Source organism: Blautia acetigignens, from assembly GCF_025566865.1.
Taxonomy (GTDB): domain Bacteria; phylum Bacillota; class Clostridia; order Lachnospirales; family Lachnospiraceae; genus Blautia_A; species Blautia_A acetigignens.
Map to the genome: position 1 here is coordinate 254,819 of NZ_JAOQJM010000002.1, position 12,218 is coordinate 267,036.

10 protein-coding genes and 1 tRNA gene are annotated in these 12,218 nt (G+C 48.0%); 4 read left to right on the plus strand and 7 right to left on the minus strand.

What is annotated here, in order from left to right:
* Positions 1-4 precede the first annotated feature (4 nt).
* Together rlmD and OCV70_RS04040 are read right to left on the minus strand one after the other, a co-directional pair.
* Positions 5-1,645, minus strand: a complete 1,641-nt coding sequence (gene rlmD, locus OCV70_RS04035) for a 23S rRNA (uracil(1939)-C(5))-methyltransferase RlmD (protein ID WP_173765319.1) — start codon at positions 1,643-1,645, stop codon at positions 5-7.
* A 5-nt stretch (positions 1,646-1,650) separates the two neighbouring features.
* Positions 1,651-2,598: a 3'-5' exoribonuclease YhaM family protein gene (locus OCV70_RS04040; protein ID WP_021925191.1), complete on the minus strand. Its 948-nt coding sequence runs from the start codon at positions 2,596-2,598 to the stop codon at positions 1,651-1,653.
* 294 nt (positions 2,599-2,892) lie between these two features.
* On the opposite strand from OCV70_RS04040, the gene OCV70_RS04045 reads away from it, so the two are divergent.
* Genes OCV70_RS04045 through OCV70_RS04055 form a run of 3 tightly spaced genes read left to right on the plus strand, consistent with a single transcriptional unit; the run spans position 2,893 to position 7,456 of the window.
* Complete coding sequence (locus OCV70_RS04045; protein ID WP_021925192.1) at positions 2,893-5,274, plus strand: endonuclease MutS2; 2,382 nt, start codon at positions 2,893-2,895, stop codon at positions 5,272-5,274.
* Positions 5,275-5,285: 11 nt separating this feature from the next.
* On the plus strand, positions 5,286-5,987 hold the full coding sequence (locus OCV70_RS04050) for a response regulator transcription factor (protein WP_021925193.1): 702 nt from the start codon (positions 5,286-5,288) through the stop codon (positions 5,985-5,987).
* Complete coding sequence (locus tag OCV70_RS04055; RefSeq protein ID WP_173765317.1) at positions 5,984-7,456, plus strand: sensor histidine kinase; 1,473 nt, start codon at positions 5,984-5,986, stop codon at positions 7,454-7,456. Before OCV70_RS04050 ends, OCV70_RS04055 begins: the two co-directional genes overlap by 4 nt.
* Positions 7,457-7,532: 76 nt before the next feature.
* On the opposite strand, the gene OCV70_RS04060 is transcribed toward OCV70_RS04055, so the two are convergent.
* From OCV70_RS04060 to OCV70_RS04080, 5 genes are all read right to left on the minus strand, one after another.
* Positions 7,533-8,033 carry a tRNA (cytidine(34)-2'-O)-methyltransferase gene (locus tag OCV70_RS04060; protein WP_021925195.1) on the minus strand — a complete coding sequence of 167 codons (501 nt, stop codon included), beginning with the start codon at positions 8,031-8,033 and terminating at the stop codon, positions 7,533-7,535.
* Position 8,034: 1 nt separating this feature from the next.
* Positions 8,035-8,664, minus strand: coding sequence for an AIR synthase-related protein (locus tag OCV70_RS04065; protein WP_021925196.1), 630 nt, complete (start codon positions 8,662-8,664; stop codon positions 8,035-8,037).
* Between the two features lie 132 nt (positions 8,665-8,796).
* A complete protein-coding gene (locus OCV70_RS04070; RefSeq protein WP_173765315.1) occupies positions 8,797-10,461 on the minus strand; it encodes a B12-binding domain-containing radical SAM protein in 1,665 nt (554 codons plus the stop codon).
* 6 nt (positions 10,462-10,467) lie between these two features.
* Positions 10,468-10,797: a thioredoxin gene (gene trxA / locus OCV70_RS04075; protein ID WP_330608623.1), complete on the minus strand. Its 330-nt coding sequence runs from the start codon at positions 10,795-10,797 to the stop codon at positions 10,468-10,470.
* Positions 10,797-11,729: an NAD(P)/FAD-dependent oxidoreductase gene (locus OCV70_RS04080; RefSeq protein ID WP_021925200.1), complete on the minus strand. Its 933-nt coding sequence runs from the start codon at positions 11,727-11,729 to the stop codon at positions 10,797-10,799. Before OCV70_RS04080 ends, trxA begins: the two co-directional genes overlap by 1 nt.
* 264 nt (positions 11,730-11,993) lie before the next feature.
* Between OCV70_RS04080 and OCV70_RS04085 the strand changes: the two genes are divergently transcribed.
* Positions 11,994-12,066, plus strand: a tRNA-Phe gene (locus OCV70_RS04085).
* The last annotated feature ends 152 nt before the right edge of the window (positions 12,067-12,218 follow it).

Here is a 12,218-nt window from a genome sequence, read left to right on the forward strand (position 1 = left end):
GATGTTAGATCATCCCAAAATATTTGAATGCTTCTCGGATTGCTTTCTCTTTTTCCGGTGGACACTGGGGCTGTCTGGAATCCTCGGACTTCGGCAGATTATAGTTCTTACCAACCCCAATCCCACATTTTCGTTTAATCTGTGAGATATAGAGGTTGGACACCTTTAACCCGGTATGCTCCAACACATACTCCTTGATCTGCGGATAGGTTGCCCCATCCTGAAATTCGGACATATCCATATCTTCCAAAGAGAACTCAACCCGAATCTTTTTCGAGTCGACCTTACCCTTGGAAAGCAAGACAACCGTCTCTACCGACACCGTGTTCGGGAACATGTCTACGGGGCAGACTTTCTTTAACTGGTAGCCGTGGGCGCAGAGGTACTTCAGGTCGCGGGCCAGGGTGGCGCTGTCGCAGCTTACGTAGACCACTCGGTCGGGCTGCATTTCGATGATGGTGGCAAGGAGGGTCTCGTCACAACCTTTGCGGGGCGGATCCACTACGATCACATCGGCGCGCTCGCCTGTGCGAGCGTACTGCTCCGGCAAAACCTCTTCGGCTTTTCCTACAAAGAATTCTGTATTGGTAAAGCCGTTCCGCTTGGCGTTTTCTTTGGCATTCTCAATAGCTGCAGGAATAATCTCCACGCCTCTTACCATCTTCGCCTTCTGTGCCAGGAACAGGGAAATGGTTCCGATTCCGCAGTAAAGATCCCATACGGTTTCATTACTGGTAAGGTCTGCGTATTCCAGTGCCTTTCCATAAAGCCGTCCCGTCTGGTAAGGATTTACCTGGAAAAAGGACAGCGGCGAAATCTGATAGGAAATCTCCCCAATCTTATCTGTAATGTAAGGCTTGCCCCAAAGCAGCCGCACTGTTTCCCCAAGGATCACGTTATTTCGCTTCTTATTCACATTCACCATCACACTTACAGTCTCCGGAATTTCCCGAAGGGATTTCACAAGAGCGTCCTCCCCCGGAAGCTCCTCCCCGTTGATGATCAGACAGACCATCATCTCATCTGTGAAAAAGCCGTAGCGGATCAGCACATGGCGCACCAGCCCTTTGCCTGTGTTCTCGTCATAGGGCTGAATATGGTACTTTTCCATGTGGGAGATCACACGGTCCAGCACCTCTTTATTCTGGGAAACTCCAAGAGCGCAGTCCCGGTTCTCAATAATGCTGTGAGTCCTTCCTGCATAAAATCCGGTAATAATTCTGCCGTCCTTTGATTTTCCCACAGGAAACTGGGCTTTATTTCGATAGTGGAAAGGCTGCTCCATTCCAAGGATCTCTTCCATGGGAATATCCGTAAAGCCGCCGATCCGTTCCAGGTGTCCCTTTACCTTGCCAGCCTTGAATTCCAGCTGCTTCTCATAAGAAAGAGCCTGCAGCTGACAGCCTCCGCACTGTCTTGCAAAAGCACATTCTGGCTCCACACGGTTTGGTGAGGGTGTAAGGATCTCCTCCAGCCTGCCATATCCGTAATTTTTCTTCGCTTTCATGATCTTTGCGCGAACTGTGTCTCCGATTACCGCATCCTTGACAAAAACGGTGAAGCCATCAGCCTTTCCGATACCTTCACCGTCAATTCCGCAATCTTCAATCTTTAACGTAACAATATCATTCTTACGATACTCCATAAAGATTACCATTCTCCTGTCTTTCTTAAGTTAGATTCAAACAATCTGTTATATCCAAGCCATTCCTTCTTGCTCTTGTCTGCCGCAAAAATCTCGGTAAGGGTCTCCATGCGGGCGTCTGTATTATCTGCAAGGTTTAAGGCAACCGCCTCTACCATAGCAGGCTTCTTCGGGGAACCGTATTCCAGTTCGCCGTGATGGGCCAGAATGCAGTGTACCAGCTGGTTCTCAAGATCTTGCGGAAAATCCGGGATCTCCTTAGCCAGATCATGGATCATCTGTGCTCCGATAATAATATGTCCAAGAAGCTGTCCTTCATCTGTGTAGTCATTCATCGGAAAAGAAGAAAGCTCCCTTGTCTTGCCCACATCATGCAGAAGAGCGGCTGTGATCAGCAAATCACGCTTGATCACCGGATAAGCACCTGCCATATAATCACAAAGTCTGGCAACGCTTAAGGTATGCTCCATCAGACCGCCCATAAAACCGTGGTGCACAGTCTTGGCTGCAGAATGCTCCTCAAAGGATTTCAAAAATTCCTGATCCTCCACAAACAGCTTCTTCAGAAGGGTATTCAGATACCCATTCTTCACGGTACCAATCATAGCCGTCAGCTGTGCGTACATATCATCCGTGCTGTTCTCACTTACCGGAAGGTAATCTGCCGGATTGTATTCGCCCTCGCCTGCCTTGCGCACGCGCTTGATATTCAGCTGCATGGCACCTGCAAAGCTAGTCACATCTCCCATGACCTCAATATAATCCAGTGCATCAAAATCGTCGATTCCAAGGGAATTGGGATCCCAGATCTTGCCGTCCATCACTCCGGTTTTATCCTGAAGAATAATATTTTCATAGGGCTTTCCGTTCTTGGTCACAGCCGGCTGCTTCTGCTTGCACAGGTAAATGCCGCTGATCCGGTCACCCTCATGTAACTCGTTCAAAAAACGCATATAATCTCTTTCCTAACCTTTCTAAACACATATACCTCTAAATCATGCTCTGCGCACAGGCGCTCACAATAAAGAATCCGAATCTTTTATAGCATACCAAATATTTATGAACATTTTATGAATTTCTTCCCACTTTTTCCTTTTCAAGCGGGGATAAATCATGTACAATAGGTGTTGCAGCAAAGCTGCCCGCAGAGAGCACATTTCTGATGCTGCCTCTGTGAACAGCGTAAAGAGCAGTATATTTGCGTTACTGTTCACTCTGTGCCCAGTAACATATTTACAGGAGAAATTATGAATCAAAAAGCTTTAAAATCACTTGAATATTACAAGATCATCGACCAGCTGGCCGAGAAGGCTTCTTCCCCTATGGGAAAAGACCTGTGCAAACACCTTCTCCCATCTGAAGATGTTTATGAGATCCGTCATATGCAGACCCAGACAAGAGATGCCCTCACCCGCCTTTTCCAGAAGGGAAACATTTCCTTTGGAAGCGTGAAGGATGTGCGGGGCTCCCTGAAGCGCCTGGAGATCGGAAGCTCTCTGGGAATTTCCGAGCTGCTTGCCATTGCCGGACTTCTTGAAAATACCAACCGTGTCAAAGCATATTCCCGCAACGAGCGCGGAGATGCCAGAGAGGATTCCCTTGACGGCATGTTCGAGAGCCTGGAGCCGCTGACTCCTCTCTCCTCTGAGATCCGCCGCTGCATCCTTTCCCAGGATGAGATCAGCGATGACGCCAGCAGCGGACTGATGCATGTGCGCCGCAGCATGAAAATTGCCAACGACCGCATTCACACACAGCTTGCCTCCCTGGTAAACGGCAGCGCCCGCAATTACCTGCAGGATTCTGTGATCACCATGCGAAACGGCCGCTACTGTATTCCAGTCAAGGCAGAATACAAAGGACAGGTTCCCGGCATGATCCACGACCAGTCCTCCACAGGCTCCACCTTATTTATTGAGCCTCTTGCCATCGTCAAGCTGAACAACGACATCCGCGAACTGGAGCTGGAAGAACAGAAAGAAATCGAAGCAGTCCTTGCCGCCTTAAGTGAGCAAACCGCACAGAACGTGGATGCCATCCGTGCAGACCTGGAGATCATGATCCAGCTGGACTTTATTTTTGCCAGAGCCGGACTTGCCATGGATATGAATGCCACTGAACCTATTTTTAATACAGAAAAAAGAATCCGCCTGAAACAGGCACGCCACCCTCTGATTCCGAAGAAACAGGCAGTTCCCATTGACATTCGTCTGGGCGAGGATTTCGATCTGCTTGTGGTAACCGGACCGAACACCGGCGGTAAAACCGTTTCCCTGAAAACCGTGGGACTTCTCACACTGATGGGACAGGCTGGCCTTCACATTCCGGCCCTTGACCGCTCCGAACTTTCTGTTTTCCGTGAAGTTTACGCGGACATCGGGGATGAACAGAGCATTGAGCAGTCCTTAAGTACCTTCTCCTCCCACATGACCAATGTGGTGTCTTTCCTCGAGAAAGCAGATCAGGACTCTCTGGTACTTTTCGACGAGCTTGGTTCCGGTACGGATCCCACAGAGGGGGCCGCACTTGCCATTTCCATTCTCTCCTTCCTTCATGAGCAGGGAATCCGGGCCATGGCAACCACCCACTACAGCGAGCTGAAGGTTTACGCCCTTTCCACCAAAGGCGTGGAAAATGCCTGCTGTGAATTTGATGTAGAGACCTTGCGTCCCACTTACCGTCTGCTCATCGGAGTTCCTGGAAAGAGCAACGCATTTGCAATTTCCTCCAAGCTTGGTCTTCCTGATTTCATCATCGACCGTGCCAGAAAGCGCATCAGCAAAAAGGACGAATCCTTTGAGGATGTACTTGCTTCCCTGGAAAACAGCCGTGTGATCATTGAAAACGAACGTCAGGAGGTGGAGCGCTACAAGACAGAGATTGCAGCCCTAAAGCAGGAGCTGGAGTCCAAGCAGGAGAAGCTGGATGAGCGCAAGGAGCGTATTCTCCGGGAGGCCAACGAGGAGGCCCGCAAGATTCTTGCAGACACCAAGGAATACGCAGACCAGACTATGAAGATGTTCCACAAATTCCAGAAGGATCATGTGGACACCGCTGCCATAGAGAAAGAGCGCCAGAACCTGCGCGCCCGCATGAACAAAGCCGAAAAAGGCATGTCCATGAACACTGCAGTAAAGAAACCAAAGAAAGAGCTCAAGCCCAAGGATCTTTCCCTTGGAGATACGGTTCACGTACTGAGCATGAATCTGAAGGGAACCGTCAGCAGCCATCCGGATTCCAAAGGCTTCCTTTTTGTACAGATGGGAATCATCCGCTCCAAGGTACATATTTCCGACCTGGAGCTGGTAGACGAGCCGGTGATCAATACTCCCGGACTTTCCCGCACAGGCGCAGGCAAGATCCGCATGTCCAAATCCACCAGTGTCTCCACAGAAATCAATCTTCTTGGAAAAACTGTGGACGAGGCCGTGGCAGAGTTGGACAAATATCTGGATGACGCTTACCTTGCACACTTAAAAAGCGTCCGCATCGTACACGGAAAAGGAACCGGAGCCCTCAGAAAAGGCGTACACAATTATCTCCGCCGCCAGAAGCATGTGGCTGATTTCCACCTGGCTGAGTTCGGCGAAGGAGACGCAGGCGTTACTATTGTAGAGTTTAAGAAATAAAAGGAGAAGTTATGGTTGCTAAACAGAAAATCCTCATCGTAGATGATGACAATAACATTGCAGAGCTGATTTCTCTGTATCTTACCAAGGAATGCTTTGAAACCAAAATCGTAAATGACGGCGAGCTTGCACTGAAGGAATTCCAGACCTTCCGCCCGAACCTGATCCTTCTGGATCTGATGCTTCCGGGCATTGACGGCTATCAGGTATGCCGGGAAATCCGCCACACCTCTGATGTGCCCATTATCATGCTCTCCGCAAAAGGAGAAACCTTTGACAAGGTGCTTGGCCTGGAGCTTGGAGCTGATGATTACATTATCAAGCCTTTTGACTCCAAGGAACTGGTAGCCCGCGTCCGCGCCGTGCTCCGCCGCTTCCAGCCAAAGCCGACAGCCGTTGTCAGCGACGAAAAATGTGCATCCTACCCAGATCTTACCGTGAACCTTACCAACTACTCTGTTACCTACATGGGAAAACAGGTGGACATGCCGCCTAAGGAACTGGAGCTTCTTTATTTCCTGGCAGCCTCACCCAATCAGGTATTTACAAGAGAGCAGCTTCTGGACCATATCTGGGGCTATGAATATATTGGAGATACCAGAACCGTAGACGTGCACATCAAGCGTCTCCGTGAAAAGATCAAAGATCATCCAAGCTGGTCCATCTCCACAGTCTGGGGAATCGGATATAAATTCGAGGTGAAAAGCGAATGAGAAAAACAGTGCACAGCAAACTGATCGCCTGTTATATTCTCATCGGAATCATTGGTTTTCTTTTTGCCACAGCAGGAGGATCACATTTTGTGGAATCCTATCTGGAAGGTGAGGTAGGACACCGCTTATATGACGGTGCCACCCGCTTTGCTTCGGATGAGATTGCAAAGACGCAGATCACAGAAGCGGACAAAGAAGGCCTTCAGAAACTGGTGGATATTCTGGCTTCTGGTGAAGAAGCAGGCGTGCTGCTTTTTGATGAGAATGCTCATGTGCTGGTTCATTCCTCCAATATTGCTTCCCGAATGGCAGTTTCCGATGCAAAGTCCACTGAAACGGACTTTGCAGATGCAGATAAAGCAGCTATCAATGATAATATCTCCCCATTTGAGCTGGATTCTGAGCTTTGGGAATCAGCGGAATACCGAATCAGCAATTTTTACGGTTATTTCGACAGCCCGCAGTTAAACGTGGTAGCTCCCATAAAGGATTCTGAGAAAATCCTGGGATATGTGACCTATCATTATGACATGCAGCAGCTTTATCAGAAACGCAGTGGTCTTCTTGGAATCCTTCAGATGATTTTCTTTGGAGTATACGCACTTTGCGGACTTTTGCTTCTGTTCTACCAGAAATGGGTGCACATTCCCATGAAGCAGATCATTAAGGGGGCTTCGGAGTATGCAAACGGAGATCTGACCTACCGCATTCCGGTAAAGTCAGAGGACGAGCTGGGTTACCTTTCCAATACCCTGAATTACATGGCTGACAAGATCAACCAGAACGGGGAGTACCAGCGAACCTTTATCGCCAATGTTTCCCATGATTTCCGCTCTCCCCTTACTTCCATCAAGGGCTATGTGGAAGCGATTCTGGATGGTACCATTCCGCCGGAGATGCAGGACAAATACCTGAATATTATTTCCCATGAGGCAGACCGTCTGGAAAAACTGACCCGCAGTCTTCTGGTGTTGAACGATCTGGATCAGCGCAAACGGATGATGAACATCCGCCGTTTTGATATCAACGATGTGATCAAGAATACAGCCAATACCTTCGAGGGAACCTGCTCCCGGAAAAATATTGATCTGGAGCTTTTGCTGTCCGGCAAGGAACTGTTTGTGGAAGCGGATATGGAACAAATCCAGCAGGTACTGTACAACTTACTGGACAATGCCATTAAGTTCAGCAATGACAATTCTTCCATCAACATTGAGACAACTGTGAAGAATGGAAAGGTGTTCGTGTCTGTGAAGGATCACGGAGTGGGAATTCCAAAAGAAAGTCTTTCCAAAGTGTGGGATCGTTTTTATAAGACAGATACTTCCCGTGGAAAGGATAGAAAAGGAACCGGACTTGGACTTTCCATTGTAAAGGAAATCATCCGGGCACATAATCAGAATATTAATGTAATCAGTACAGAAGGGGTTGGAACAGAGTTTATCTTTACCCTGGAAAAAGCGAAGTGAGAAATTTGGGGATGGCAGAATCTGCCATCCCCTGTTTATTATTTCCAATTTTCTCTGCCATACAACTGCTTATTTTTTACTTCCAGTCGTATTTCCGTAAATGTCCTTCCAGCTTCAGATGGGCGAAATCATGCTGGCGGAAGGCTTCGTAGAGAATGATGGCTACGGAGTTGCTTAAATTCAGGGACCTGGTCTCGCCGAACATGGGGATTCTGACACAGGTTTCCTGATTGTCTCTTAAAATCTCTTCCGGAATTCCGGCGCTCTCTTTGCCAAACATGATGAAGCAATCGTCCTCATACTGTACATCCGCGTAGGTCTGAGGAGCTTTGGTAGTGGCATAGTAAATCTTCGCTCCTGGATTCTTTGCCAGAAAGTCCTCGTAATCCACATATCTGGTTACGTCCAGATCCTTCCAGTAATCCATTCCGGCACGCTTCAGTGCTTTCTCACTTAGAGAAAAGCCCAGGGGCTCGATCAGATGAAGACGTGTTCCTGTTGCCACACAGGTACGTCCGATATTTCCTGTATTTGCCGGAATCTCCGGCTCATGAAGTACAATGTTTAAGGTTCCCATTTTATTCTATTATTATCTCCTGTTTCTGCAGTACTTTATAAATCTCATCTTTCGCAGGTCTTTCCAGATATCTGCCGTTTCCGTTATAATACAGCATTCTGTCATTCCCACTGTTGGTCTGGCCAATTACGGCAGCCATAAGGCCCATGCGGCGAAGCTCCAAAACCAGCGCCTCTCCTGCCGGAACGCCAATCAAAATAGTTCCCTCTGACTGCAGTTTATATGGATTTACATCAAAAATCTCACAAATCTCAATGGTTTCCTGCCGGATGGGCACTTTGGTAAAATCCATTTCCAATCCCACCTGGGAAGCTTCCGCCATTTTCCAGAGGGCACTTAGAAATCCGCCCTCTCCCATAGCATATAAAGCAGTGGCCCCAGCTTTCTTAGCTGTTTCCCAGGCTGCGCTTTCCTCTGGATTTTCTCCTACACCGTAACTCTCCTGCATGTTCTCAGAATCATACAGAAATCCCTGGGAAAAATGTTCCCTGAGAATCTCATGCTTTTCTTTTGCAATCAGGGCAGTTCCCTTAAGGGCTACGGCTCCTGCCACAACCAGCTCATTTCCCGGCGAAAGCTGCCCGCAGATTTCTGCCTGCAGCGCCTCCATAGCTGCTTTTCCAAGTCTCATCTTCCCACATCCTTACAGAAGAAGAGAAATGACCGTAGGCACTACCATTGCCAGAACAAGAATCACTGCAATGATGGCTGTCACAAGCTTTCTTTTTTTCGGATCAAACATTCCCATATTTCTAACCTCTCTTTATAGCTGGATCTCACGCACTGCGGCATTGTTCAGCAGCGGATCCCGGTTTTCATAATCAAATAATAATACTCTGCCGTCACGGAATACCTCAATCTGGGCAGTCTTCGGAATCTCCTCCCTGCGCCTGTATTCCCAGATGGCTTTCTCGTAAGGCTTCTGGTCCTTTTCAAAGGACGGATGGCTTTTGAGTTTTTCCCGAAGATACAGATCGTAAATCATGGAATCTGCCACCTTTTCCCAGGTAATGGCGTCCTTAGAACCGCCAGTCTCTTCCCTGACAAACTCCAGCAAAATCTCATAGCGTCTCATTCTGGAATGGGAAATTTCAGAATAGCCTTTTTTCTCATAGTACTGTCCCAGTTTCTCGTACAGGGTAAACGCATCCTCAAAAAGCGGCTCTATACAGGCAATAGTATTCTGAAACTGTCCGCTGTTATAGTACACTTCTACCATACTTTCCACCATTTTCAGGCGCAGGATGTCCTCGTAAGGCAGCCATTTGGTTCCCAGTACCTCATAAGGCTCCTGTTCTTTGTACACGATCTGGTACTCTTCCACCATCTCTTTCATATGAGAGCCTTTCAGCACCTTCAAAAATCCAAGCTGAAGCTGCTGGGGCTTCAGTGCGTACACGTCGTTGAAGGATCTGTGAAAGCTTTCATAGTCCTCGTAGGGAAGACCTGCGATCAGATCCAGGTGCTGGTGAATATTCTGAAAACTATGAATGCGGTTTACGATTTCTGCCAGCCTTGGGAAATCCATGGTACGGTGAATGGCACGGATAGTGTCCGGATTTGTGGACTGTACTCCAATCTCCAGCTGGATCAGTCCCGGGCGCATAGTGCTCATCAGCTCCAGTTCATTCTCCCTGATCAGGTCTGCGGAAATCTCAAAATGGAAGTTGGTGATTCCATTGTCGTGATCCTTTATGTACTGCCAGATGGCCATCGCATGGTCATGCTTGCAGTTAAAGGTTCTGTCCACAAATTTTACCTGAGGCACCTTGTGATCCAGGAAAAACTGCAGTTCCTTTTTGACCAGGTTAATATCTCGGAATCTTAATTTCTTGTCGATGGAAGACAGACAGTAGCTGCAGGAAAAAGGACAGCCCCTACTGCTTTCATAATAGATGATGCGGTTCTCAAAATCCTCCAGGTTCTCATATGCAAAGGGAACCTTGCTCAGATCCATAAGCTGACGCCATCCGTTGTTCTGAAGAGCTCCGTCCGCTTTTCGATATACAAGTCCTCTGGTTTCTTCCAGGGTGACACTTCCGTCCACATAATGCTTCACAAGCTCCAGGAAGGTTTCCTCCCCTTCTCCTACCATAACGCCATTAAAGGCAGGATTTTTCCCAAGAAAGGTTTCTGCATCGTAGGAAACCTCCGGGCCGCCTGCCCAGAACGGAACATCCGGCAGGATCTTGCGAAGATCCTGCATCAGTTCCCGCACAAAGGTAATGTTCCAGATGTAGCAGGAGACACATACCACATCCGGATGACAGCGGTAGATGTCTTTCAAGATGTCATCTTTTAGCTGGTTAATGGTGTATTCCCGAAGCACAACCTGGCTGTCATATTCCTTTGCATAGGCTTTCAGATTAAAGACAGCCAGATTGGAGTGTATATATTTTGCGTTGCATGCTGCAAGTAATATCTTCATTTTAGATTACTCGTCAAGCAGCTTTTTCAGGTCTTCTTTTTCTGTAAGGCCAACCAGACGGTGTGCTTCCTCGCCGTTCTTGAATACGATCAGAGTGGGAATGCTCATAACACGGAACTGCTGTGCAAGCTCCATGTTCTGGTCTACGTCAACCTTGCCTACTGCATAGCCTTCTTCTCCCAGTTCTTCCACGATTGGGCCCTGACGCATGCATGGTCCGCACCAGGTTGCCCAGAAGTCCAGAAGGAACGGTTTCTCAGATTTCAGTACTTCTTCTTCAAAATTCTGTGTTGTGATTACTTTTGCCATAATTGATTCATCCTTTCTATCTGATATTATTTTGTAACTGTTGATTTGCTGCGCACATACTGATTGGCGCTGATGCCTGCCTGGGCGCCGTCATAGACGGCTTTCGCCACCTGGAGAAGTCCTCCGGTACAGTCGCCTGCCGCGAAAAGACCGGGGATGGAGCTCTCCATCTTATCGTTTACTTTTATGTTTCCTTTCTCGGTAAGGGATGCGCCCATCTGCCTTGCCATCTCCGCGCTTCCTGCAGTTCCCATAGCCACGAAAATGCCGTCAGCGGGGGCGAAGGTTTCCTGCTTCGTGGAATCTTTGCACTCCTGTGTGCTGACTTCTGCCTCTTCTTTCTTTCCAGAAATCACACGCAGCCCGGATACCTTGTCATCACCTTCCACGCACTGAATCTTCATGGTATTCACTGCAAAAGACGGCTCTCTGGAAAATTCCGGTTCTTTGCCATCGGTATAGATGGTAACAGAACCTGCCATTGGGGCCAGTTCTTCTGCCTCATGAAGCGCAAAGTCACTGTTTCCAACCACGGCAACGTCTTTGCCTCTGTAAAAGAATGCGTCGCACACCGCACAGTAGCTGACTCCTCTTCCCTCGAACTCCTTAATTCCAGGAATGGAAGGAGCTTTTCGTTTGCTTCCTGTGGCAAGGATCACGCTGATAGTCTCGAAATCTCCGGCAGTAGTCTTTACCTGGAAGGTATCAAATCCGCCAATGCCAAGAACCTGGGCATCCAGAATCCGCACGCCAAGAGCCTTCGCCTGGGCTAATCCAATCTCAAAAAGCTCTTTGCCGGACACAGGATGATCCATGCCGTAGTAATTCTCTATTTTCTCCGCTTTTTCCAAAGCGCCGATTCCATTGTTGATCACAAGGGGATCCATGTTGGCCCGCGCAGCATACAAGGCTGCTGAAATTCCAGCCGGTCCGGCGCCGATGATCACTATTTTTTCCACATTCTCACCTGCTTTTTATCAGATTGCCTGTAGGGATTTCTCTGTTGCTGCTCACTGTGAGTCAGCAATACTGCTTCTACAGGTTACTGCCATTCTAACATTACTATATATGAAAAGCAAGGCATGGATTTTACAATGGCTATCTCTTTTGGACGCTTTGCATTCTTGAAATTGACAGATTTTACAGATTTTTGCAAAAATTCTGTTGCATGCGAAACATTTCTGTGGTATGATAACGTCTGTAAGTTCAAAGAACTTGCAAATGCCCAGATAGCTCAGTTGGTAGAGCAGAGGACTGAAAATCCTCGTGTCGCTGGTTCGATTCCGGCTCTGGGCATTTTTCTATACCTTTTTTTTGCTCACGGCTGGTTAGAAAAAGCCTGGGCATTTTTCTATACCTTTTTTTGCTCACGGCTGGTTAGAAAAAGCCTGGGCATTTTTCTATACCTTTTTTTTGCTCACGGCTGGTTAGAAAAAGCCTGGGCATTT

What these genes read in the sequence shown, in the direction of transcription:
- rlmD (WP_173765319.1), bottom strand. Translation starts at nt 1,645, where the DNA reads ATGGAGTATCGTAAGAATGATATTGTTACGTTAAAGATTGAAGATTGC.
- OCV70_RS04040 (WP_021925191.1), bottom strand. Translation starts at nt 2,598, where the DNA reads ATGCGTTTTTTGAACGAGTTACATGAGGGTGACCGGATCAGCGGCATT.
- OCV70_RS04045 (WP_021925192.1), top strand. Translation starts at nt 2,893, where the DNA reads ATGAATCAAAAAGCTTTAAAATCACTTGAATATTACAAGATCATCGAC.
- OCV70_RS04050 (WP_021925193.1), top strand. Translation starts at nt 5,286, where the DNA reads ATGGTTGCTAAACAGAAAATCCTCATCGTAGATGATGACAATAACATT.
- OCV70_RS04055 (WP_173765317.1), top strand. Translation starts at nt 5,984, where the DNA reads ATGAGAAAAACAGTGCACAGCAAACTGATCGCCTGTTATATTCTCATC.
- OCV70_RS04060 (WP_021925195.1), bottom strand. Translation starts at nt 8,033, where the DNA reads ATGGGAACCTTAAACATTGTACTTCATGAGCCGGAGATTCCGGCAAAT.
- OCV70_RS04065 (WP_021925196.1), bottom strand. Translation starts at nt 8,664, where the DNA reads ATGAGACTTGGAAAAGCAGCTATGGAGGCGCTGCAGGCAGAAATCTGC.
- OCV70_RS04070 (WP_173765315.1), bottom strand. Translation starts at nt 10,461, where the DNA reads ATGAAGATATTACTTGCAGCATGCAACGCAAAATATATACACTCCAAT.